Here is a 23,529-nt window from a genome sequence, read left to right as displayed (position 1 = left end):
TGCAAGGACGAACATGAAGCAAGATCGTCTGCGCAAATGGAAAGGCAGATTGCTTGGGACGATTGTTGTCGTGCTTGCAACGCTTCTTGCTTTACAGCTCATATCGAAGCAGTGGCACGGACAGCAGTTTTTTATTACACAAGTGCAAGGGCCGCTAGTAGAGCTGCAAGGTGTTATTGAGCATCAGCAGAAAAACGGCTGGGATGAGCCGCAAATTGTATCCAACCAGCTGCAAAAAGTACTTGTAGCTCTTGAATATGGATTACAGAGCTACCATCCTCCCCATATCGCGATGTCTCAAGTGGATTATAGAACGCTGCAAGCATTAGCTCGATACTTGCGCAGCTTGCCTAATCATCGTACGTATTCAACGGCGACATGGGATGAAAGTGCGATAAGGCAGGCAAACGATCTACATGCAGCTTTGACGACTGCTCATTTAAAATTGCGAACAACTATCAGCAATGATTGGGATGCTTTTATGGAAAAAGCAGCTGTTCTCGTCGATGAGCTGGCCTCCAGCAGCTGGGATAGTCAATAACCGACTGGTAACGTCTGGTCTGCTATAAAACTTTCCTTGCAATTATTTTTGAAAACGCATACATTTAGTTCATAAACAGATATATGCAAGTCAACCAACATTTGAAAGAGGTCGAAGAACATGATTTCAAGTGTAAAAGCACTATGGTCTAAATCAGACGGCCATCGCAAAGGTGTTTTTTATCGAAGCAGCCTAGTCTATATATTGCTGGCAGCGAGCATTCCAGGATTTATGATTGGTTTGCTGGTGTATCACTTCGCCACTCATCAGCTAAAAGACGATATTAGCGATCTTCATTATGAACAGATGAATGAGCGTGTACAGAACATTGATGACCAGTTCAGTTATCTGGAGCTGGGGCTGTCGAACTGGGCATTTAATCCAACCTTTGGCTATCGGCTCAAGTCACTTGATTTTGTGTACTATTTTCAAGAAACGTGGGATGTCACGAAATCTCTAGTTGTGCTGGAAGGCTCTCACTCATTGATTAATCACGTAGAACTATATATTGATCAGGAGCAGCCCATCCAATTTAAGACAGAATTTTATAATGTGTACGACAAAACAACGATCGATATGTACAACAATATATTGCAGCAGCCCAAGCGCATGTATTGGGAGCGCGATTCGCATGCAGGGATGAATAGCTTAATGCTCATTCATAAAATACCAGGAGAAAGTCCGGTCCCGTTTGGTGTGCTGCTTGTCAAGCTGGACAAGGAAAAGCTGATGAACCTGCTGAAAACGATGACGCCCTACAATGAGGGGACGACGTTTTTGCTGGATAAAAATTATGAGATCATGCTGGCGGACAGTGATGAGCTGCATCCTTTGCAGGAGATGCTGATCGAACAAATTAAAACGAGCGATCAATTAACTGGTCAATTTATATATGATTACGGGAAGGAAAGCTATTCGGTATCCTTTGGTGTATTCAAGCGTTTGGCAGATGAATGGATTTATGTATCGGCATCGCCAATGACGCTGATAACTTCTCCCGTAATCACCTTCTCCAAATCATTGCTGTGGATCAGTACATTAAGCTTGGTCATAGCACTGCTGCTGGCAGTAGTTGTCTCTAACAGAATGTATTCGCCGATCCAAAAGCTGTTGAATCAAATTGATCCGGAGCGAAGACGTTCTAGCCATAAACAAAATGAATTCCAAACGATACGCGAGCACTGGCTCAATATTTCGATGAAAAGCGCGGAGATGGAGCATAAGATTGAAGCGACGATGCCGATTTTACGCAATACGTTCCTAATGCAGCTGCTGCAGGGGCATATCGGCAATTTATCCGAGCAGGATCTAGAGCGCAGAATGCAAACGTTGCACTGGGAGGTTGGCGCGCATCATTATACGTTTGTTCATATTTATTTAACGGGGCTCCATCGCATTGATCAGCGGATGACGTCAAGCGATGAGCGGTTAATGACCTTTGCTGCGTACAATATGGCGCAGGAAATGGTTGCTGCCCAATTTAAGCAGGGGTATGCCCTTAACTTTCATGATTTATCGATTGGAATATTTATAATTGAAGAGAAGGAAACCGAAATGGATTCTAATCAGCTGCAGCAATTCTGTGAGCAGTATACGAATGCAGTCAATGAGCTGTTAAGGCTTCAGGTAACGATTACGATAAGCCGAAAGACGGATGAGCTGCGCAAGGTGCGTAATCTGTACATGGAAATTGAGCGTGCTGCAAGCTATCGTCAGTTTTTGAATCAAAATCAGCTAATTCGCATGGACGATTTGCCCAAGGAATTTACATTTGATGATATTGATTACCCTTTTGACATTGAGCTGGAGATTCTGCAAGCACTGAGAAGTGGTGACCGAGAGCTAGTGCTGGAACAGCTAAGAAAGTTTATTGACGCCGGCTGTCTGCAAAAGGAGCATTATGCTCAGCAAAACATGCTGCAACTGCTTGGCAGTATTCAGCATATGATGCTGCAATCTGGCATTAATCCAATCAAGCTGTTCCATGGGGAAAACCTGTACCGGCAACTATCGCAAATTCGTGATCCTAATAAGCTGGTGCGCTGGATGAGAGATGTTGTTATCGTACCGTACCTCGATGAGCTGGAGCATCGAGTTAATGCCCAGCAAAAAGGGATGATGAATCAGATCATTACATTTATCCACCAGCATTACAAGGACGATATTTCGCTCGATCATTGTGCGGAGATGGTGGGGGTCAACGCATACACATTAAGCAAATGGTTCAAGCAGGCAAGCGGAGTCAATTTTATAGATTACTTGACGGATATCCGCATTAAAAAAGCGAAGGAGCTGTTAAGAAGCACGGATAAGCTTATTAATGATATTGCGCAGGAGGTCGGTTACCAGCAGAGATATTTTAATCGCATCTTTAAGAAGCATGTAGGCGTTACACCTAGCGAATATCGCGGTAATACGGGGGAAGCCAAAAAAGTGATACTCTCCCAAAAAAGTGAAACAGGACCTGAAAAGCCTTGATATACAAGGCTTTTTCTTTTGCAAAAATGTGCAATTGAACTGCTGATCGATCTGACCAATACTGTGATTGTAGCGGAGGAGAAATAGAGAATCTGCACCGCCCAGAGTTTGAGAGAGAAGGAGGAACGACATGAATGCTGCCTGGATCACAAGAATGAAAAAGGATAAGTTTTTGTATTTGCTGCTGTTGCCTGGATTGCTTTATTTTCTAGTTTTTAAATACGCCCCTATGTGGGGAGTACTTATATCGTTCCAAAACTATCAGCCCTTTTTAGGGTTTTGGAAAAGTGATTGGATCGGATTTACACATTTTCAGAATTTCTTTGCACATCCAGATTTCTTCCGTTTACTGCGCAACACGCTAATATTAGGATTTTATGATCTCGTCTTTTTCTTCCCAGCGCCAATTCTTATCGCATTATTGCTGAATGAAGTAAGGCTGATGCTGTTCAAGCGCTGGATTCAAACGTTAATTTATGTACCTCATTTTATTTCAATGGTTATTGTCGCAAGTATGACATATGTGTTTCTAACGACACAGGACGGAATCGTGAATGAAATTATATATAGCCTCACAGGGAAAAAGATCAATTTCCTCGCCGATCCAGATTGGTTCAGGCCAATGATTATATTGCAAATTATGTGGAAGGAAACCGGCTGGGGGACGATCATTTTCTTGGCTGCGCTCGCCTCTGTGGATATTGAGCAATATGAAGCCGCAATCGTTGATGGAGCTTCACGCTTCCAGCGACTTATTCATATTACACTTCCTGCTATTAGCTCGGTTATAGTCATTCTGCTTATTTTGCGCCTAGGGAATTTCCTTGATACTGGCTTTGAGCAGATCTTCCTAATGACGAACTCATTAAACCGAACGGTTGCCGATGTGTTTGATACGTATGTGTACTTTGTTGGGATTACGCAAGGAGCCTTCAGCTACAGTACCGCGATTGGCCTATTCAAATCGTTAGTCGGTATCGTGTTAATCTACGGAAGCAACTGGTTAGCCAAACGCTTCGGACAGGAAGGCATCTATTGATGAAGGGGTGAAACGATGTTTAGTAAACATGATAACTGGCATGAACGACTATTCGACTTGCTTAACTACTTATTTCTCATATTGTTCGCCTCAGTGACGGTGCTGCCCTTTGTCTATATTATTGCAGGCTCATTTGCCACCGAGGCGGAGCTATCAGAGCGGACGTTCTTCTTATTTCCGAGAGATCCATCGTTGTCTGCCTACGAATATATATTTTCATCCTCCACGCTGTTTCGCAGCATGGGCATCTCGGTCTATATTACGATCATCGGCACGATTACCAATCTATTCTTTACGTTAACGATGGCATACGCGCTTTCACGCAAAAGCTTGATGGGAAGAAATCTTGTGATGAACCTCGTTATCTTCTCCATGCTGTTTAGCGGCGGGATGATCCCTGGCTATCTCGTTGTAAAGGGTCTTGGACTGGTTAATACCTACGCTGCTGTTATTTTGCCAGGTGCGATCAGCGCGTTCAACTTGATTGTTATCCGAAATTTCTTTCAAAATCTTCCTGCAGGTTTGGAGGAATCGGCACGAATCGATGGCTGCAACGATATCGGCGTGTTATGGAGAATTGTTATCCCTTTGTCCATGCCGATTATTGCAACGTTTGGCTTGTTCTATGCGGTAGGGCACTGGAACAATTTCTTCTCGGCTCTCTTGTACTTGAACGATCACAACAAGTGGCCGTTGCAGGTCATGCTGCGTGAAATCGTCATGCTATCTCAGCTGGCTATCGGAGACTTGAATAATGTTGACCCAGAGTTTGTGAACCCGCCGGATCAATCAGTCAAGATGGCTGTCATTATCGTAGGCACACTGCCAATCTTGCTTGTCTATCCGTTTTTGCAAAAGCATTTTGCCAAGGGGGCTCTTCTCGGCTCCATTAAAGGCTAGTTTACATCGAATCTAGCAGACGAAAGAAGATGAGCATGGATTAGTGTTAGATCTCGCGTTATCGCGATTTCTATATAATGAATGCAATAAAAAGGAGGATCATGTACATGAACAAAGAAAAAAATAAAGGCAAACATTGGGTGCTCGTTATGGTTTTGGTTGCAGTAATGTTAATCTCGGCCTGCTCATCCAATAGTGGTGGTAATACTTCACCAACTATGACACCATCATCCAGTCCATCTCAAGGCTCAAACGAAAATGAGGTTGAAGAGAAGCTGGAGCCGCTCAAGCTCAATATTATGATTCCTGCATTCAACACAGATCTGCCTGATGACAGTTCTCCCATTATTAAAGCTTTAGAAGAGTATACGAATACGGACGTGAATATTCAATTTGTTCCAAACAGCTCTTATCCCGATAAAGTGAACATTACATTAGTATCTGGCGAGATTCCTCATCTGATGGTTGTTGACCGCAACTCTGCAAGCTTCATCAATGCGGCTAGAGCGGGCGCTTTCTGGGATGTTGGTCCTTACTTGAAGGATTATCCGAATCTATCGATGGCCCATGAAGTTACGCTGAACAACACGTCAATTGACGGTAAAGTTTATGGTATCTATCGCGAGCGCGTACTTGGACGTATGGGTGTGACGATTAACGTAGACTGGATGAACAATCTTGGTCTGTCTGCTCCAACGACTATTGATGAGTTTTACAATATGTTGAAAGCGTTTAAGGAAAATGATCCTGATCAAAACGGCAAGGACGATACGTATGGAATCGTAGTTTCAAAATACAGCGGTCCATGGGATATTATGCAGGTTTGGTTTGGTGCACCTAACAAATGGGGCGAGGATGAAAATGGTCAGCTTCAACCTACGCACATGTTCCCGGAATATCGCGAAGCATTGAAATTCTTCCGTCAGCTGTATGAAGAAGGTTTGGTGAACGAGGATTTTGCAGTTATGGACTCAGCGGTATGGAATGATCCATTCGTCAATGGTAAAGCTGGCGTATTCGTTGACGTTGCCGACAACTCGCGTCGTCTCGATAATGCGATGCAGGAAAAAGCGCCTCGCGATACATCATACACAGATGTATTCCAAGCGCCAGTTGGACCAAAAGGCCATCGCGATATGCCGACATCCGGATACAACGGAATGCTGGCAATTTCTAAAAGCTCTGTGAAAACCGAGGAAGAGCTTAAGCGTGTGTTGAAGTTTGTTGATCAGCTTAGCGATGTTGAGATGCAGCTGCTGCTTGAGCGTGGCGAAGAAGGCAGACATTATGAGATGGTTGATGGCTATATTAAATCAACGATTAACGATGATCCAGCACTATTAAAAGAGATTGAGAGCTTGAATCAGCTGCTAACGTACATTGGACCGGATGCTCCAACGATTGAGCAAACACCGATCAATGAGAAAATTAACAATGTCCAAAAAGCAAATGAAGCTATTGTAGTCGGTAATCCAGCAGAGCCGCTTATTTCTGAAGTATATGCACAGCTTGGTCAGCAGCTCGACAATATTATTGCAGATGCACGCATTCAGTATATCGTCGGACAAATTGACGATGCAGGGCTGGATGCTGCGATTGAGCTATGGAGAAAAAATGGCGGTGATGACTACATTGCCGAAATCAACGAGCTGTATCAAGCCATTAAATAATGCTGCAAATTAAATAGCTTGAGTAACGGGGGAAGGCTGACACATTTGTCGATCAGATAAATGGTGTGGCCTCTTCCTGTCTCTATAACGAATAGGATGCAACTCGAAAAAAGGAGAGAACACGATGAATGAGCAGCAAGTAGTGGAATGGGCAAGGCTGGACGTACGAGCTGCAGGGCCTCGCTGTAAGGTGCTGCTGGGCGACTTGAATGGTGATGGGCAGCTTGAGCTGTTATTTGTGCAGGCAGATGGCGGGATTGATGATCGCTACGTTCCGCATCAGGTCATTGCACTTACAGCGTATACGATCGATGGTCAATTGCTATGGCAGGTCGGCGAGCCTAGCGAGTCAGCTGGCGGGCCAGGCTCTGATTACCCAGCACAAATTTACGATTGGGATCAGGATGGCAGCAATGAAGTGCTGTGCGTGATGAATAAGGAGCTGCTTGTGCTTGCAGGCCATGATGGCAGCATAAAAAGGAGATTGCCGTTGCCGTCTGAGGAAGCGCATGACTGCATCATTATATGTAACCTGAGGGGAACAGAGGCGCCGCAGGATATCCTCGTTAAGGATCGTTATCGTCAACTGTGGGCAATGGACGATCAGTGGAATTTGCTATGGACCTTCAAGGGCAATCCAGGACATTTTCCTTATCCGTTCGATCTCGATGGTGATGGACGTGATGAAGTGATTGCAGGCTACGATGTTCTTGATGCTGATGGCAATGTGATGTGGTCGACCTTGCCGCTGGAGGATCATGCAGACTGCATATGGATTGGCGATGTGCTTGGTCGCGGTGATCAGCAGATCGTGATTGGCGGCAGCGTGACTGTTATGTATGACCGTCATGGACAGGAGCTATGGCGCTATGACGGTTCGATCGAATCGCAGCATATTGCGTTAGGAAGATTCATTGAAGAGGAGCCCGGACTGCAGATTGCGGGGCTTGATCGGATTGAGCGCGGCGATACACGAGGCGATGTAAAGCAATCGGGTCGAGACGGCATGTTTTTGCTGGATCAGCATGGGCAGGAGCTGTGGAAGGAGAATCGGCAGACAAAGGGCTGGCTTACGATTATTCATACGATTAGCAAGTGGGATGATAAGGAGGTGGATTATATACTTGCTTATCGGAGAGGCGGAGGCGTTAACCCAACGATTTATGATGGAAAGTTAAACATCGTGGCGCAATTCAATCTTGATGGCTATGCTGTATTTGGCGATTTGGTGCAAAGCGGATATGAGCAGGTCGTGATCTATACGAATGAGGAAGCAAGAATTTACGGCAGGTATGAAAGACCAGCTGGAACGGTAGAGCAGGAAACAATACGAAAAGCAATTGCGCAGACAAAGCGATTGTATCGTTCGACTTTGTACCCAGGAGGGGAATATTAGATGTTTTGTGGTGAATTTAAGAGAAGCAGCTATAGCCGTTTCGAGCAGCAGGACCATGAAGTGCTGCTGACGATGGCTCGTCGCTATATGGAAGCGCAGCCTGCGGAGCCCTATACATTTAGAATTTCATCAACTGATGGTTTAAAGCGTGATCTGGAATATCGTTACAATATGAATATGAGCATTCGCTTTGACAAGCTGGAAAATGGGCAGTTTATCTATGCCTGCGCGAAGCTGTGGAGCGATGAGGAGACAGAGCTGCCTTTTAGTTTAAGCTGCTATGGACCTGTTACGATATTTGTTAACGGCAAGCTTGCCTATCAAGCCAATATTGAAGAAGAGGTGTTTCCTGAACGGAGAAGCTGGTTTCGCTTAAAGCTTCAGGCTGGTTGGAATCACTTTGTATGGCAGTTTATGAAAACAGGAACTGGCTGCGGCGCCAAGTTCGGATCAGGCTCGATCAAAGGCTTTCCGCTTCATTTCATCGTACCTTTTGGTGAGGCGGAAGGTGCCGAAGGGATACTATATACTTCTCCAATCGCTGAACGCAGGCTTGAATATGCAGCTAGCAGCCTGCTGGCTTCGGACAGTCGAGTTAGCTGGTATCCACGGATGACATGGAACGAAGAGGAGCTATTGCAGCTAGCAAGCGAGCGGATCTTCGGCTTAAGCAGAGGGCGGGCGATGCTCGCTTGGACATCGGTCATTGCACAGCAGGCTGGGCGTTATCGCTTGTCAGGACAGTGCAAAGGGAAGTTGCTTTTGATTTGCAATGGCATGAGCTATAAGGCCAACATATCAGAGTCAAGCAATGAAGTGAGTACGTTTGAGCTGGAGTTGCAGCTAGTAGAAGGTACGAACGATTTGTTCATGTGGATGATTGAACAGAACGGTCATGGTTTTAGATGGGATCGACTCCGTTCGCTTGAGGAGGAAGCGCGTGGTGGAGTAGTCGTGCTGGAACCTCAGCTCCCTGTTCAAGTAGAAGGCTACTCTGGTTCATTGCTGTACAGTGGGCCGTATGCCGAGCCATTCTCCATCGAGAAGACGCTTGAGCTGCAAAACATGGCTGCGCTACATCCGTGTGAGGGTGGAGCTTCTTACTGGCGGGTGGATGCACCGAACAGCTTTGTTCGCCCGTTTGCTGAACGCACGCATTTTGGACGCTGGAATTATCCGCTTGGCGTTACGCTGTATGGCCTGCTTAGATTGGAAAATGAAGAAGCCCATCAGTATGCGCATGCTCATATTGCATGCTGCAGCTCCTACAATAACTATGCTTATTGGGATGCCGAGCAATTCGGTGCTCCTGGCATCAACCATCAGCTCGTTGGTATGGACAGTCTGGATGACTGCGGCTCGTTCGGAGCAACTATGCTGTATGCGAACAGCCTGCAGCCGCTCGATGGAGCAGAGGAGCTGGCGGCTCGGATTGCGCATTATATCAGCGATGAACAAAGCCGCTTGGACGATGGAACCTTGTACCGGATTAAAGGAAGCACCAACTTTATGAAGGATACGATGTGGTGCGACGATCTGTATATGAGTGTGCCATTTCTTGTGCGCTACTTCCTGATGACAGGGGATGAGCGATATATCAATGACGCTGCGCATCAGCTGCTGCAGTATAAAAAGTATTTGTTCGAGCCAGCGCTTCGGATTATGCATCATGTATATGATCTTAAGTTCAATGCGCAGAATGGCGCCTACTGGGGGCGTGGCAATGGCTGGGTGCTGTTTTCGCTCGCTGAGCTTTTGCGCCATATCGAGGCAAGTCACCCAAGACGAGAGGAGCTGCTTGATATGTTTCGCGAGCTGAGCGAGGGCTATCTTGGCTTACAGGATGGTTGCGGATTATGGCATCAGGTGCTTAACGATCATGAATCGTATGAGGAAAGCTCCTGCACGTCGATGTTTGCTTATGCATTTGCTATTGGTGTTCAGCAAGGATGGTATGAGAATGCAGCACCTTACATTTCCAGCGTGCGCAAAGCTTGGACGGGGTTAATGCAAAGAGCGATTGATGAGGATGGGAATGTATATGGCGTATGTCGCGGATCAGGCTTTGCGCATCATTCCTACTATTATAAATATGATCTAATGCCAAGGCTGAATGATACACATGGCATTGGCATTATTATGCTTGCAGGGATAGAGACGGGACAGATGGAAAAGTGGCTGCGTCAGCAATCAGCAAATGATCAGGAGGTGCGCTCATGAGCTGGCTGAAGCGGAATCAGAATGTGGAGCAGCTGGAAACGGAAGTGCAGCAGATTGATCAGGGTATTCCGTTAAAGTGGCTCGATGCCGATAAAGCATCAGGTCTCGTTACCGGAACGACGTGGGGTGTACCGTGGCACCGCGGTCAGCTGGCTCGAGATGAAGCATTAGAGCTGGTAAGTGAGCAAGGAGAGTCGCTGCCTGTCCAGTCGTGGCCAACAGCATATTGGCCCGATGGCAGTGTAAAGTGGACGGCACATGCCGCACAGCTCGCACATACGGGCAAGGAGCGGTTTGTGCTTAGAAAGGCGGCTCCGTCTAGCCAAGCAATTCCCGGCAAGCAGGAAGGGATAAAGGTAACAGAGGATGACGCGGGCATCACTGTTGATAATGGCGCGATCATAAGCCGTATTCGCAAAAGTGGAGAGGTTCTAATTGATTCGCTTGCATTTCCTCAAGCGAAGGATATCTCCATTGCTCAATCAGGCAAGCTTAAGCTCATCGTGTCAGACGCGCCAGGCCGTACTGATGGCAACCGCATGGCGTATACAAGTCACATAGCTCAAGTGAGCGTGGAGAGCTATGGATCGCTGCGCACTGTTATTGTCATACGAGGAGCGCACAGGCCTGCTGCCTCACCTTCAGGCGCAGATCAAGCAGTAGAAGATGAGCATCTGCTGCCCTTTATCGTACGGCTCATATTTTATCATGCTCAAGCAACGATTGGACTAAAGCACACGCTAATCATTGATGGCGATCCGGCTCAGCATGCGATTGCTGGCATCGGCATCAGCTTTGAGGTTCCGATGCAAGGGGAACTGTTCAATCGCCATATTCGTTTTGCAGGCGAGCAGGGCTGGTTTAGCGAGGCGGCCAAGGGACTTATATCATTTAAGCTGCCAGGTTTTATCGAACCTAAGTATCGTGATCAGCTGCAGGGCAAGAAGGTAGATTGGAATGTGCAGGATGAGCAGGAGCAGCAATACAAGCAGCTGCTTGAGGATGCGGCGATATGGAACGATTACAAGCTGGTTCAGCTCACCCCTGATAGCTACACCATACAAAAGCGAACATCCGCTGCGTGTGCATGGGTACGTTCAATCTATGGAACAAGAGCTAGAGGACTAATGTATGTTGGCTCAGAGGCTGGCGGCATCGGATTAGGGCTTAAGCATTTTTGGAAGCTTAGTCCAAGCGGTTTCGAGCTAAGCGGGCTTGGCAGTGAGCAAGCGGAGGTAACACTTTGGCTATGGAGTCCGGAAGCCGCTGCTATGGATTTGCGGCATTATGATACGACAACGCATGTGCTATCCTCCTATGAAGGTGCGCATGAGCTGAGAAGCACGCCGCATGGAATTGCTCATACGTCGGATTGCATGCTTCATCTTTCAGCATCAACGCCTGATCTTGAGCAGTTGGAGCAACTGGCGGCAATACTGGAGTATACGCCGCTTCTCATATGTGAGCCGGAGCGTTATCATGCGACAGGTGTATTTGGACGCTATAGCTTGCCTGACTATCATACAGAAGGACACCGCAAGATGGAGGAGGCGCTTGAAAGCATATGGAAGTTTTATTTGCAAGAAATTGAGCAGCGCAAATGGTACGGCTTTTGGGATTATGGTGATGTCATGCACAGCTATGATCCGGTTCGGCATACATGGAAATATGACGTTGGCGGTTGTGCCTGGCAGAACACCGAGCTTGTTCCGAATAAGTGGCTTTGGTATTCGTTTCTTAGAACTGGCGAACCTTCTTTGTTTTATATGGCGGAGGCCATGACGCGCCATACAAGTGAAACAGATCTGTATCATCTCGGACCCTATCAAGGACTAGGCTCAAGGCATAATGTGCTGCATTACGGCTGCGGCTGCAAGGAAGCGAGAATTGGCATGGCTACGTTGCATCGCTTCTATTATTATTTAACAGCGGATGAGCGGATAGGCGAGATCATGGACGAAGTGAAGGATGCAGACTACAGAACCGTGACATTGGATCCGATGCGCGCTTATTTTCCGAAGGATGAACATGCAACGCATGCAAGAAGCGGGCCAGACTGGTCTGCCTTCTGTGCCAATTGGCTTGTACAATGGGAACGTCATGAAAGCGAGCATTACGTAAATAAAATTAAAGCAGGCATTGAATCACTGAAGCAATCTCCACATCGCCTGCTTGATGGTCCAACGTTTGGTTACGATCCAGATACAGGCAGACTCAGCTATATGGGACATGAAAATTATGATTATCATATGATGATATGTATGGGCGGACCGCAAGTTTGGCTCGAGCTGGCAGAGCTGCTCGAGGATGAGACGTGGCGTGACATGCTTGCAGAGCTAGGTGCCTTTTATAATTTGTCACCTGAAGAAAAGAGCAATCGATCGAATCAAGCATTTGCGGGACATAGTCAACGCTGGTCCATTCCGATGCTGTCTACCCTTATTATGGCGTATGCTTCGGAGTATTATGAGGACGATGAATTAGGCAAGCAGGCGTGGAGCTTTTTGACCAATGTTACGAATCACTGGCAGCTTGATCGTCTCCAGCCTCAGTCTGTTGACCGCCTGGAGTATCCTTATCCCATTCAAGAGGTAACGGGACTAACGACGAATACAGCGAGTCAGTGGTCGTTGAATGTTATTATGTGCAAGGCATACATTGGACACCTTTTGTAGATGAAATTCAATCAGCAGAGGCTTGATGACGATGTAATTGCGTTGCAGCTTATTCGCGGCGAATATTGAACGCTAGCGATAATTCCGGTTCTCACGTACCTACTAACGTACGTTACGATCCTCATTATCTACTAGCGTCCAATCTTCTTGGTCCTGAAGCCTCTGCTTATTGAATCTTTATTTTGTAGATGAAATTCAATAAACAGAGGCTTGATGACGATGTAACGCTTTGTAGCATAGTCGACATCGAATATTGAATGCTAGCGAAGAGGGAATGCTTCCGATGGATGTTTTCTACGAAAACATTTTAGCTCACGTACCAACTAACGTACGCTGCGCTTCTCAGTTTCTAGTATCGTGCCATCTTCTTGGTCCTGAAGCCTCTGCAATTGAATCTTTATTTTGTAGATGAAATTCAATCAGCAGAGGCTTGATGACGATGTAATTGCGTTGCAGCTTATTCGCGGCGAATATTGAATGCTAGCGATAATTCCGGTTCTCACGTACCAACTAACGTACGTTGCGTTCCTCATTATCTACTAGCGTCCAATCTTCTTGGAAGCCTCTGCTTGTTGAATCTTTATTGAAGATACACTAAGTGCAGACTTGATTACGATGTTTTTGGCTCTGTAAATAACTACTGGTTAGTGCAACAAATAGATTAATCCAAACGTATACATTATATGAAAAACATGGTATTTATAAGAAGGGAGGTTGACATTGAAACTAATATTTAAGCTTATTGGATTAGCGTTAGGATTGTATCTTATGTATGAGGCGTACACGATTTATACTTTTACCGCTAGAAGTCCCGACGGTGGTTTGGGGATTCGTAAATTTTTTGATAACCTCTTCATTCCAGCGACAGACTTTCACTTACATACTTATGGAACTTCATTTTTCTTGGTTGGAGTTTTAATCGCATTGGCCCCGTTTATTCGTATCAGACGAAAAAGCTAACTAAATTGAATAGATGGATCATCTCAAAAGCATGAGCTCGGTAAGCGTTTCCGAGCTCATGCTTTTTTTTGCGTTACACTTCGATGATGCAAGGCAGCAAGACACATCACGAAATAAACCTCTTACCAATAAAATTTAACCACTTATTGAAATAATTCGTTTCGTTAAATTTTTCTATGCTACATTATAAGTAACTGATCAGTGTTCTCTGTTTATGAGAAAAGGTAGTTTACATTACCGAGGAGGCTTCCATTTGAAAATTCAATTAACGGTTAACCATGCTATAGAAGAAACAGAGGTACATATTCATGCCAAAGAATACAACGAACAGATCGAACGAATGATGAAGCTGCTGCAAGCATCACAGACGTCGCATGCAACGGTGCTTGACGGCTACTTGCAGCAGGAAATTCATTTACTAAAAATTACGGACATTTATTCGATCTATGCAGAGGATGCACGAGTATTTTTACAGACAGATGAGCAGGAGTATGAATCGAAACGCAAGCTCTATGAATTGGAAGAGCAATTGGCAAAGGACTTTGTTAGAGTCAACAAGTCTACGTTAGTTAATGTACACAAAATTTCTTCAATTCAAATGGGCAAAATTGGGATGACACAATTGCTGCTGGATAACGATGCCACGATTCACGTCAGCCGCAAGTATTTGAAGGAATTAAAACGTCATTTAGGGATCGGGAGGGATTAATGTTATGAAGAAATTATTGCAGACAATCGTTATAAGTATACTTATTTCACTTAGTTGCTCCTATATTTTAGTTACGCTTAGTGTGATAACTGATCCCACTGCTACCATGACAGGAAAAGAACTCCTTGAGCAAATTATAGTAGCGGCTATTCTTGGTGCGGTGCTCGGGCCATTGTCCTTTATATTTGAAATCGAACGCTTGCCGTTTCTGCTTCAGCTATTGCTCCACTTAACTGCGGTTACGTTATGTGTGCTGACTGCTGGCTATTTCGGCGGCTGGTTTGAACATTTTGGGTTTCAAAAAGTGCTCATATCCGAAGCGATTATATATATTTTGATCTGGTGTATGATGTTCATCCTGCAAAAAAAAGATATCGCTCAAATTAATAATGCGATTAAAAAAAGAAAGGGGTAGGGTGTGATGAAGGCTGCGATACAGGTCAAGGGGCTTCGTAAGCAATACAACCAACACGAGGCGGTAAAGGGGATATCATTTACAGTTGAGGAGGGATCGTTGTTTGCTTTTCTTGGTGCGAATGGAGCGGGAAAATCAACGACAATCGAAATCTTATGCACATTGCTTAAAAAATCAAGCGGTACGGTAAACATTAACGGATACACGCTCGATGCAAGTCAAGGCAACGCAGAAATTCGCAAATCCATTGGAGTTGTGTTTCAGCAAAGCTTGCTTGATGATCGGTTAACGGTGCGAGAAAATATATGGCATCGTGGAAAAATGTACGGGTTATCAAAGAAGGAGCTAGCCACAAATTATCAATTTGTTTCCTCTTATCTGCGCTTGGAGGATATTGAACAAAAAAAATACGGTACATTATCTGGCGGACAAAAAAGACGTGCTGATATTGCTAGAGCATTGATTCATCGACCAGCGATCTTGTTTTTAGATGAGCCGACAACAGGACTTGATCCGCAAACACGACAGTTTGTATGGCAGACGATTAAACAACTGCAAGCCGAAACGAATATGACGGTATTTTTAACGACGCATTATATGGAGGAAGCGGCGATGGCGCATCATGTCGTCGTGTTAAGGCAAGGCGAAATTGTTGCTGAAGGTACACCAGATGCGCTGAAAACGGCATATGCCTACGATCAGATGGAGCTTGTATTCCATCATACTGACGAGGGAAAGCAGTGGCTGATGCAGCACAACATTTCCTATTCGGAAAAGCAGGGGATATTCACGGTTCGTGTGGAGTCGACGCTTCATGCGTTGGAACTCTTAAAACAAGCAGAGCCATTGCTCGCTTCATTTGAGGTCATCAAAGGCACGATGGACGATGTATTTATTCATATTATGGAACAGGGCGGTGCAGCATAATGGAAGCATTATTTAGCCTGGTAGGACGCAATAGTAAGGTGTTTCGGCGTGATAAAACAAGTGTTTTCTTCTCGCTGTTGTCTGTTATTATTGTCATTGTGCTGTATGCGCTCTTTTTGCAAAAAATGCAGGTGGATTCGATCAACCAGTTAACAGAAGCTACGCCGCAAATGATTACGATGGTAAATGAATGGTTAATCGCTGGGCTGCTGTCGATGATCGCTGTCACGACAACACTTGCAGCATTCGGTATTGCGATAAAAGATATCGAAACAAAAGCGAGAGCTGATTTTTTAACTGCACCAGTTTCCCGTGCTACGATTCAAATGGGCTATGTGCTGAATGCATGTATGATTGGCTCGGTGTTTTCAATTATTGCTCTCATCGGCTGCGAAATCTATATTGTCGCAACAGGTGGTGCATGGCTTAGCTTTACCGCCTTTATCAAAGTCGTCGGTATCATATTGCTATCAGTTCTGCTCGCCAGCTTATTTAATGTTGTTCTTGTCATGTTTGTTCACACACTAAATGCGTTCTCAACCTTAAGTACAATAGTTGGCACACTGCTAGGTTTTCTATGTGGTGTCTATGTTCCGATTGGCGCACTGCCGAGCTTTGCGCAAAATGTCATTATGTACTTTCCGATTAGCCACACTACACTTTTGCTGCGTAATGCCTTTATGGATCGGTCATTAGCTGAAGTTTTTGCGGGAGCCCCTGCTGAGGCAGCCGGGGAGTATAAGCTGTTGTATGGTGTGACCTATAAGCTACATGGCAATATGTTGAATCTTTCAACCAGCTACATGGTCATTGCAGTGACTATTGTTGTGCTGGCAGTCCTGTCGATCGTTTTATTTAGACGGAACAGAATGCATTGAAAGGTTATAGTTGAACGGATGCTGGCAATACTGTAAACCGAACATGAATAGACCTATGTGCTTTCTTGCGCATAGGTCTATTTGCTTTAAAACATAAAAAACTGTATATATTACAACACAGTTATGATATTATCATAATGGTTTTGACTATATTAAAAAAGTTGTTGATTTTTTGAAATTAGCTCATATAATTAAAGTAGAGTTTTCTGATAGGATTAATTTATAAAAATATTGGGGTGGAGTAAATGAAACGCAAATTATCTATTGGTTTGATTGCAATTTTATTATTAGGGATTTTAAGTGCTTGTTCGAATAATAGCGGTACAGAAAGTAAGAGCGATACGCTTCGTATTGGACTTGCGGCTCCGATATCAGGAACACAAGCTCAATATGGACAAGCATTCAAAAATGGTGCAGAGCTTGCTGCTGCGCAAATTAACGAAGCAGGCGGCATCGATGGCAAGCAGGTTCAAATCGTAGTTGAGGACGATAAAGGCGATTCCAACGAAGCGGTTAACGTTGCGAACAAATTCGTATCAGACAAAAGCATTCTGGCAGTTGTCGGTCATTTCAACAGCTCAGCTACATTGGCTACTGCTCCTGTTTACAATAAAAACAAAATTGTTGAGATTTCTCCTTCATCCAGTGCGCCTGGCGTAACGAATGCTGGTGATTACACTTACCGTGTTATTACAACGGATGCATTCCAGGCTGACTACTTGGCTGATTGGTCTCAAGAGCTTGGTTACAGTAAAGTTGCATTGATCTATGAGCAATCTGATTTCGGAATCGGCTTGCTTGATGTATATAAACAATCTGCTGCTGAAAATAATATTGAAATTGCTGCAGCTGAGGCATACAACCCTGGCGACAAAGATTTCAGCACAATCTTAACCAAAATTAAAGCAGCTCAGCCTGATGCAATTTTTATCGGCGGCTTCTACAACGAGGCAGCTTTGATTGCACAGCAGGCACAAAAGCTTGATCTTAACGTTGATTTTATCGGCGTAGACAGCTTGTATTCTGAAGCATTGCTGGAGCTTGGCAAGGAGTCTGTTGAAGGCTTCAAGCTAATTGGCTTCTTCTATCCAGGCGGAGACAATGAGAAAGCAACACAATTTGCAGAGCAATATCAAGCAAGCTACAATAGCAAGCCTGACACGTATGCTGCTTACGCTTATGTTGCTACTTCGCTAGTGATCGAAGCGATTAAAGAGCAAGGCGCTGATCGTGAAAGCATCAAAACATTCCTTGATCAGGTGAAGGATTATGAAGGTGCAACAGGCGTATTGAGCTTTGATGAAAATGGCGATGTAGTTACCGTTCCATCGAAATTAAAGATTGAAAACGGAGAGTTCGTTCTTTTCGAGTAGGTTCAAACCGAACGAGTGAATAGAAAATCGTGAAAGCAAAGCGGGATGAGCCTATCATCCTGCTTCTTGCTTCTTGATTTGGAAAGGAGTTTATATGCTACTTCAGCAAATTACGAACGGACTTACAATCGGCATGATCTATGCCTTAATTGCATTAGGCTATACGATGGTTTACGGGATATTGAAGATCGTAAACTTCGCACATGGCGATATATATATGGTAGGCAGCTTTTTGGGCTTGTTTTTTTTGAAGGAGCTGCATGTCCCTTTGTACGTAGCGTTTATCTTCTCAGCTATTGTGACGGCTGTTATCGGGATTACGATCGAGCGAACGGCGTATCGGCCTTTGCGTAAGGCGGATCGCATCGTTCCGCTGATTAGTGCGCTGGGGGTATCTACCTTTTTAATTAGTGTGGCGCAGCTCATATGGGGGACTGAAATGCGTCCGTTTCCAACGACGTTCGGCTCAAAAACGTATACCGTAGGTACGGTTACCGTTTCTGAAATCCAAATCTTAATATTGGTGCTTTCCTGCATATTAATGATTGGTTTGCAGCTGTTCGTGAAAAAAACAAAGGTTGGTACAGCGATGCGCGCTACTTCGATCAGCTTGACGAATGCCGCGCTGTTAGGCATTAATACGAATCGAATGATCAGTCTGGCATTTGCGATTGGTTCTGCATTGGCTGCATGTGCAGGGATTATGGTAGGCATTTATTATAACGCCGTCTACCCTACAATGGGCTATATGGCGGGTATCAATGCATTTACAGCAGCTGTACTTGGCGGCATCGGCAGTATTCCTGGTGCGATGCTTGGCGGTGTACTGCTTGGGCTCGTTGAAGCACTGTCTGGTGCATACATCTCTACGCAATATAAAAGTGTAATCTCATTTGCGATACTAATTATTGTCCTGTTAATTCGTCCGTCTGGCATATTGGGCAAAAAAGAAATCAATAAGGTGTAGGTGATAAGCTTTGAAACGAACAGTATTAACATTCATAATCGCTGCACTCTTATTGGTTTTACCTTTATTGCTTGGACAGGTGAGCGATTTTTGGTTGCATGTTGTCATTATGATCGGGGTGTTCTCGATCCTGTCGATGGGTCTGAACGTAATAATCGGCTATGCCGGTCAATTTGCGCTAGGTCATGCTGCATTTTACGGGATTGGCGCTTATACCGCAGCATTGTTATTGATTCATTACAATCTTTCCTTTTGGCTTGTCCTGCCGATTGCGGCAGTTATAACCGGTTTTTTTGGTTTTTTATTAGGGACGCCCGTTATTCGCCTGCGAGGTGATTACTTGGGTATCGTAACACTTGGTTTTGGCGAAATTGTTCGATTGATATTTGTCAACTGGATTGATGTGACGCGTGGTCCTATGGGACTGCCTGGCATTCCAGCGCCAGAGCTGTTTGGCTTTACATTTAGCGGGAAAATTGAGTTCTATTATTTGATCCTGGTGCTCGTTGTTATTACGTATATTGTGATTAATCGTATCGTGCATTCAGGAATTGGTTTAAATATGCTCACCATTCGCGAGGATGAGCGATTGGCAGAGTCGATTGGCATTCGTCCTAATAAGTATAAAATTATGGCCTTTACGATAGGTGCATTTTTCGCAGGGATAGCAGGTGCATTTTGGGCTGCTTACATTTCGTATGTAAGTCCAGATGCGTTTAGATATATGGATTCTGTAAATATATTGGCGATGGTCATCCTAGGCGGCTCGGGCAACCTGGCCGGCTCAATATTGGGTGCTTCTATTCTTGTCATCACACCAGAGCTGCTTCGCTATGTGAGTGAATATCGCATGCTGCTGCTCGGTCTCGCTATTGTACTCATGATGATCTTTAAACCGACCGGATTTTGGGGCGAAAAGCATCGCAAGCTCAATTTCTATGGGAAGGCTCGGAAGGGTGAAGGTAAATGATGGAGAATGTGTTAGAGCTTCAGCAGGTATCTGTAAAATTCGGTGGGCTGGTCGCGTTAAATCAGGTGGACTTGACCGTAAAACGCGGTGAAATATTAGCAATTATTGGACCAAATGGAGCTGGCAAAACGACGTTGTTCAACATTATGACAGGCATTTACCAGCCTACCTCTGGTCAGGTTTTATATAAAAATCAAAAAATCAACAAGCTCAAGCCATATAAGCGTGTTGATCTTGGTATTGCTCGTACGTTTCAAAATACGCGGCTGCTGAAATCGATGACCGTACTTGAAAATGTACTTGTCGCGCATCAAGAGGTGAATAAGGAAACGGTGTTTGCCTCTATTTTTTCAAGCAAGTCGATGCAGCAAAAACGTCAAACAATCGTTCAGGAATGTATGGATAAGCTTGAGATGGTTGGCCTTGCGGATAAGGCTGAGCAGCTTGCAGGAAGCTTGCCCTATGGCGAGCAGCGACTGCTGGAAATTGCCCGCGCACTTGCAACGGGATGCGAGCTGCTGCTGCTTGATGAGCCTGCTGCGGGCATGAATCAATCCGAGAAACGCGAGCTCATTAAAAAAATTCTGCAATTATCGAAGCAATATCATATCGAAATATTACTCATTGAGCATGACATTCAAATGATTATGGAAATTTCCGATCGCATTGTTGTGTTGAATTACGGACAAAAAATTGCTGAAGGTACGCCACAGGAGATTCAGAATGATCCCCAGGTCATTCAGGCGTATTTGGGCGGGGAGGTTGACTAGCAATGACACATAGTCAATCCATATTGGAAATCGAGCAGCTGGCAGTATCGTACGATGCGATTAAAGCTGTAAAAGGAATTTCACTGCACGTGAAGCAGGGAGAGATTGTCGCATTAATTGGTACGAATGGCTCAGGCAAAACGTCAACGCTGCACAGCATATCAGGGCTGCACAAGCATAATCAGGGCGTCATTAAATTTGAAGGCAAAGACATTACAAAGCTGGAGCCGCATAAAATTGTTGCGGCAGGCATCTCGCAGGTTCCAGAAGGCCGCGGTGTGCTCGGAGATCTGACGGTCATGGAAAATATGATGCTAGGGTCTTATGTGCGCAAGGATAAAAAAAATATTGCACAAGATCTGCAAAGCATGTTTCAGCTGTTTCCTAGACTTGCAGAACGTAAAAAGCAGCTCGCAGGAACGATGAGCGGTGGCGAGCAGCAGATGCTCGCAATTGCAAGAGCCTTGATGGCAAGGCCGAAGCTATTGCTGTTGGATGAGCCTTCAATGGGACTGGCTCCGATTATCGTGAAGGAAATCTTCCAAGCGATTAAAACAATCAATAAGGATGGCGTTTCGATCCTGCTCGTGGAGCAAAATGCGAATATGGCGCTTTCAGCTGCGGATCGCGGCTATGTAATGGAAACAGGATCGATTGTTGTTGAGGATCGAGCGGAGAATTTACGCAATAACGATATAGTGAAATCTGTATACCTGGGCATCAGCACGTAAGCTAATTAAAAGCGAAAGCTTAACGCTGAAAGTGCTCAATTTATCCAAAAGGGAGAGATAAAGATGGCTAACCAAGAAGAACAAAAAATTAAACACGATGAAAGTTTGGAACCGGCATCTCCGTATACAATTATGGCAAAGCTGTTTGCGCATTTGAGCAAATCAGTTGTTGATAAATTCGGCGAAGAAGGTGCTGACGCCATTCGCGAGGGTGTACGCACATTTGGTGAAGAGCGTGGTCGTGATATTGCACGTCGTGCGGCGGCAAATGGTCAGCCGAATGATATTATGAATTATTTGCCAAACTATGATATGGGACGCAGTGACTTGTTTGAATATGAGACGGAGTACGTACCGAATGAAATTGAGCAAACCTTCACACGCTGCCCGTTCGGTGATACATGGAAAGCAGATGGAATGGAGGACTATGGTATTCTGTACTGCCAAATGATCGACCCTTCTATCGCACGTGGCTACAATCCAAACTTTGAAGTCGTTCATGATAAATATTTGGTGAAGGATGGCTCTTGCCATTTCCGATTCCAAATGAAGCAAAAAGCAGAGCAGGAGCAGCAAGATCAAGCACTGGCTGACGCAAGCAAGCAGGCTGGTGATGCAAGCAATGACCGTTAATGGAGAACGCTTGTGGGCAAGAGTGATGGAGCTTGGCAGGATCGGCGAGGATGAAAGCGGCGGTATCACGCGCTTCTCTTTCTCCGAGCTGGAGCGTCAAGCAAAGGCACAGGTTTCACGTTATATGATAGAAGCGGGCATGATCGTTCGCGAGGATGCGGCAGGCAACTTGATTGGCTCCTACGAGGGACAGGAGCCATCCGCTCCTGTAGTCGTAACTGGCTCTCATATTGATACTGTCGCGCAAGGCGGTAAATTCGATGGTGCGCTAGGCGTGCTGTCGGCAATCGAAGCTGTGCAGTCGATGCATGAGCAGGGCATTCAGCCGAAGCATACGATTGAGGTCATTGCGTTCTCAGATGAAGAAGGCTCACGTTTCGGGTTCGGCATGATTGGAAGTCGTGCATTGGCCGGAACGCTCAAGCAGGAGGACTTAACCTACCAGGATGAGCAGGGGATATCAATTGCTGAGGCAATGAGGCAGGCTGGACTTGATCCGAAGCAGATCGAGCTTGCTGCAAGAAAGCCCGAGGACATTAAGGCATATGTGGAGCTGCACATCGAACAGGGCAAGGTGCTGGAGCAGCTTGATCAGCCAGTCGGACTCGTTACAGGAATCGCTGGTCCGTTATGGCTTCAGTTCACACTTCTCGGTGAAGCCGGTCATGCTGGCGCTACGCCGATGAATATGAGAAGAGATCCACTGCAGGCGGCTACGTCTATCTTCGATTTTATTTATCGCGAAACTCGACAGTTCAAGCATGCCGTTGCAACAGTAGGAAAGCTGAAGGTATTGCCTGGTGGCGTCAATATCATTCCTGGAGAGGTGCAATTTTCCCTTGATCTGCGTGATATTGATCAAGCGGAGCGCGATAGGCTGGAGCAGCGTATCCGCAGCTTTACGGAGCAGGTTTGCAAGGAGCAGCAGATCGAATACAAGATCGAGCTCTTGCAGCGTGTTCCGCCTGTGCCGAGCTCTGCAATCGTGATGCAGGCAATTGAGCAGGCTGCTCAGTTGACCGGAACGAAACTGCCGTTGCTTGTAAGTGGTGCTGGGCATGATGGCATGCAGTTCCACAGTTTATGTCCAGTCGGTATGATTTTTGTACGCTCGAAGGATGGCATCAGTCATAATCCGAAGGAGTGGAGCAGTCAAGAGGACTGTGAGGCAGGTACAAGCATCCTGTATCATACACTGCTGCAATTAGCAGAGAGATCGTAATTGGCTTTGAAATGCTTTGCGCTCAGAAGAATGCTTATAATTGAAAAAGCTAGCT

Annotated in this window: 19 protein-coding genes; all 19 read left to right on the top strand. The window is 45.3% G+C overall.

Annotated features, from left to right (window positions below):
• Positions 1-13: 13 nt before the first annotated feature.
• The 19 genes from ACFP56_RS18580 to ACFP56_RS18490 all read left to right on the top strand — a co-directional run bounded on the left by ACFP56_RS18580 (position 14) and on the right by ACFP56_RS18490 (position 23,474).
• Positions 14-541 (top strand): hypothetical protein, encoded by a 528-nt coding sequence (locus ACFP56_RS18580; protein ID WP_379237377.1) that lies wholly within the window; start codon positions 14-16, stop codon positions 539-541.
• A 120-nt stretch (positions 542-661) separates the two neighbouring features.
• A complete protein-coding gene (locus tag ACFP56_RS18575; protein ID WP_379237375.1) occupies positions 662-3,019 on the top strand; it encodes a helix-turn-helix domain-containing protein in 2,358 nt (785 codons plus the stop codon).
• Between the two features lie 130 nt (positions 3,020-3,149).
• A complete protein-coding gene (locus ACFP56_RS18570) occupies positions 3,150-4,058 on the top strand; it encodes an ABC transporter permease (protein WP_379237373.1) in 909 nt (302 codons plus the stop codon).
• Between the two features lie 15 nt (positions 4,059-4,073).
• The gene (locus ACFP56_RS18565; protein ID WP_379237371.1) at positions 4,074-4,958 is read left to right on the top strand and encodes a carbohydrate ABC transporter permease; all 885 of its coding nucleotides are present in this window, start codon (positions 4,074-4,076) and stop codon (positions 4,956-4,958) included.
• Between the two features lie 107 nt (positions 4,959-5,065).
• Complete coding sequence (locus ACFP56_RS18560; protein ID WP_379237369.1) at positions 5,066-6,628, top strand: extracellular solute-binding protein; 1,563 nt, start codon at positions 5,066-5,068, stop codon at positions 6,626-6,628.
• Positions 6,629-6,752: 124 nt separating this feature from the next.
• A complete protein-coding gene (locus tag ACFP56_RS18555; protein WP_379237367.1) occupies positions 6,753-8,024 on the top strand; it encodes a hypothetical protein in 1,272 nt (423 codons plus the stop codon).
• Positions 8,025-10,244, top strand: coding sequence for a glycoside hydrolase family 88/105 protein (locus ACFP56_RS18550; protein WP_379237365.1), 2,220 nt, complete (start codon positions 8,025-8,027; stop codon positions 10,242-10,244).
• The gene (locus ACFP56_RS18545; protein ID WP_379237363.1) at positions 10,241-12,919 is read left to right on the top strand and encodes an exo-rhamnogalacturonan lyase family protein; all 2,679 of its coding nucleotides are present in this window, start codon (positions 10,241-10,243) and stop codon (positions 12,917-12,919) included. The genes ACFP56_RS18550 and ACFP56_RS18545 overlap by 4 nt, the downstream gene beginning before the upstream one ends.
• A 1,213-nt stretch (positions 12,920-14,132) precedes the next feature.
• Positions 14,133-14,588 carry a LytTR family DNA-binding domain-containing protein gene (locus ACFP56_RS18540; protein WP_379237361.1) on the top strand — a complete coding sequence of 152 codons (456 nt, stop codon included), beginning with the start codon at positions 14,133-14,135 and terminating at the stop codon, positions 14,586-14,588.
• Between the two features lie 4 nt (positions 14,589-14,592).
• A complete protein-coding gene (locus ACFP56_RS18535; RefSeq protein ID WP_379237359.1) occupies positions 14,593-15,003 on the top strand; it encodes a DUF3021 family protein in 411 nt (136 codons plus the stop codon).
• A 6-nt stretch (positions 15,004-15,009) separates the two neighbouring features.
• Complete coding sequence (locus ACFP56_RS18530; protein ID WP_379237357.1) at positions 15,010-15,930, top strand: ABC transporter ATP-binding protein; 921 nt, start codon at positions 15,010-15,012, stop codon at positions 15,928-15,930.
• A complete protein-coding gene (locus ACFP56_RS18525; protein WP_379237355.1) occupies positions 15,930-16,808 on the top strand; it encodes an ABC transporter permease in 879 nt (292 codons plus the stop codon). The genes ACFP56_RS18530 and ACFP56_RS18525 overlap by 1 nt, the downstream gene beginning before the upstream one ends.
• 245 nt (positions 16,809-17,053) lie before the next feature.
• Positions 17,054-18,181: an ABC transporter substrate-binding protein gene (locus ACFP56_RS18520; RefSeq protein WP_379237353.1), complete on the top strand. Its 1,128-nt coding sequence runs from the start codon at positions 17,054-17,056 to the stop codon at positions 18,179-18,181.
• A 94-nt stretch (positions 18,182-18,275) separates the two neighbouring features.
• Entirely contained in the window at positions 18,276-19,148 is an 873-nt protein-coding gene (locus ACFP56_RS18515; protein ID WP_379237351.1) for a branched-chain amino acid ABC transporter permease, read from the top strand.
• Between the two features lie 10 nt (positions 19,149-19,158).
• Positions 19,159-20,118 (top strand): branched-chain amino acid ABC transporter permease, encoded by a 960-nt coding sequence (locus ACFP56_RS18510; protein ID WP_379237349.1) that lies wholly within the window; start codon positions 19,159-19,161, stop codon positions 20,116-20,118.
• The gene (locus ACFP56_RS18505) at positions 20,118-20,888 is read left to right on the top strand and encodes an ABC transporter ATP-binding protein (RefSeq protein ID WP_379237782.1); all 771 of its coding nucleotides are present in this window, start codon (positions 20,118-20,120) and stop codon (positions 20,886-20,888) included. Before ACFP56_RS18510 ends, ACFP56_RS18505 begins: the two co-directional genes overlap by 1 nt.
• Positions 20,889-20,890: 2 nt before the next feature.
• Positions 20,891-21,619: an ABC transporter ATP-binding protein gene (locus tag ACFP56_RS18500; RefSeq protein WP_379237347.1), complete on the top strand. Its 729-nt coding sequence runs from the start codon at positions 20,891-20,893 to the stop codon at positions 21,617-21,619.
• A gap of 63 nt (positions 21,620-21,682) precedes the next feature.
• A complete protein-coding gene (locus ACFP56_RS18495; RefSeq protein WP_379237345.1) occupies positions 21,683-22,252 on the top strand; it encodes an L-2-amino-thiazoline-4-carboxylic acid hydrolase in 570 nt (189 codons plus the stop codon).
• Positions 22,242-23,474 carry a Zn-dependent hydrolase gene (locus ACFP56_RS18490; protein ID WP_379237780.1) on the top strand — a complete coding sequence of 411 codons (1,233 nt, stop codon included), beginning with the start codon at positions 22,242-22,244 and terminating at the stop codon, positions 23,472-23,474. Before ACFP56_RS18495 ends, ACFP56_RS18490 begins: the two co-directional genes overlap by 11 nt.
• Positions 23,475-23,529: the final 55 nt, after the last annotated feature.

It is taken from the genome of Paenibacillus septentrionalis, from assembly GCF_042659865.1.
Lineage (GTDB): Bacteria > Bacillota > Bacilli > Paenibacillales > Paenibacillaceae > Pristimantibacillus > Pristimantibacillus septentrionalis.
This window is presented reverse-complemented; position numbering and strand designations above follow the sequence as displayed.

What these genes read in the sequence shown, in the direction of transcription:
- ACFP56_RS18580 (WP_379237377.1), top strand. Translation starts at nt 14, where the DNA reads ATGAAGCAAGATCGTCTGCGCAAATGGAAAGGCAGATTGCTTGGGACG.
- ACFP56_RS18575 (WP_379237375.1), top strand. Translation starts at nt 662, where the DNA reads ATGATTTCAAGTGTAAAAGCACTATGGTCTAAATCAGACGGCCATCGC.
- ACFP56_RS18570 (WP_379237373.1), top strand. Translation starts at nt 3,150, where the DNA reads ATGAATGCTGCCTGGATCACAAGAATGAAAAAGGATAAGTTTTTGTAT.
- ACFP56_RS18565 (WP_379237371.1), top strand. Translation starts at nt 4,074, where the DNA reads ATGTTTAGTAAACATGATAACTGGCATGAACGACTATTCGACTTGCTT.
- ACFP56_RS18560 (WP_379237369.1), top strand. Translation starts at nt 5,066, where the DNA reads ATGAACAAAGAAAAAAATAAAGGCAAACATTGGGTGCTCGTTATGGTT.
- ACFP56_RS18555 (WP_379237367.1), top strand. Translation starts at nt 6,753, where the DNA reads ATGAATGAGCAGCAAGTAGTGGAATGGGCAAGGCTGGACGTACGAGCT.
- ACFP56_RS18550 (WP_379237365.1), top strand. Translation starts at nt 8,025, where the DNA reads ATGTTTTGTGGTGAATTTAAGAGAAGCAGCTATAGCCGTTTCGAGCAG.
- ACFP56_RS18545 (WP_379237363.1), top strand. Translation starts at nt 10,241, where the DNA reads ATGAGCTGGCTGAAGCGGAATCAGAATGTGGAGCAGCTGGAAACGGAA.
- ACFP56_RS18535 (WP_379237359.1), top strand. Translation starts at nt 14,593, where the DNA reads ATGAAGAAATTATTGCAGACAATCGTTATAAGTATACTTATTTCACTT.
- ACFP56_RS18530 (WP_379237357.1), top strand. Translation starts at nt 15,010, where the DNA reads ATGAAGGCTGCGATACAGGTCAAGGGGCTTCGTAAGCAATACAACCAA.
- ACFP56_RS18525 (WP_379237355.1), top strand. Translation starts at nt 15,930, where the DNA reads ATGGAAGCATTATTTAGCCTGGTAGGACGCAATAGTAAGGTGTTTCGG.
- ACFP56_RS18520 (WP_379237353.1), top strand. Translation starts at nt 17,054, where the DNA reads ATGAAACGCAAATTATCTATTGGTTTGATTGCAATTTTATTATTAGGG.
- ACFP56_RS18515 (WP_379237351.1), top strand. Translation starts at nt 18,276, where the DNA reads ATGCTACTTCAGCAAATTACGAACGGACTTACAATCGGCATGATCTAT.
- ACFP56_RS18505 (WP_379237782.1), top strand. Translation starts at nt 20,118, where the DNA reads ATGGAGAATGTGTTAGAGCTTCAGCAGGTATCTGTAAAATTCGGTGGG.
- ACFP56_RS18500 (WP_379237347.1), top strand. Translation starts at nt 20,891, where the DNA reads ATGACACATAGTCAATCCATATTGGAAATCGAGCAGCTGGCAGTATCG.
- ACFP56_RS18495 (WP_379237345.1), top strand. Translation starts at nt 21,683, where the DNA reads ATGGCTAACCAAGAAGAACAAAAAATTAAACACGATGAAAGTTTGGAA.
- ACFP56_RS18490 (WP_379237780.1), top strand. Translation starts at nt 22,242, where the DNA reads ATGACCGTTAATGGAGAACGCTTGTGGGCAAGAGTGATGGAGCTTGGC.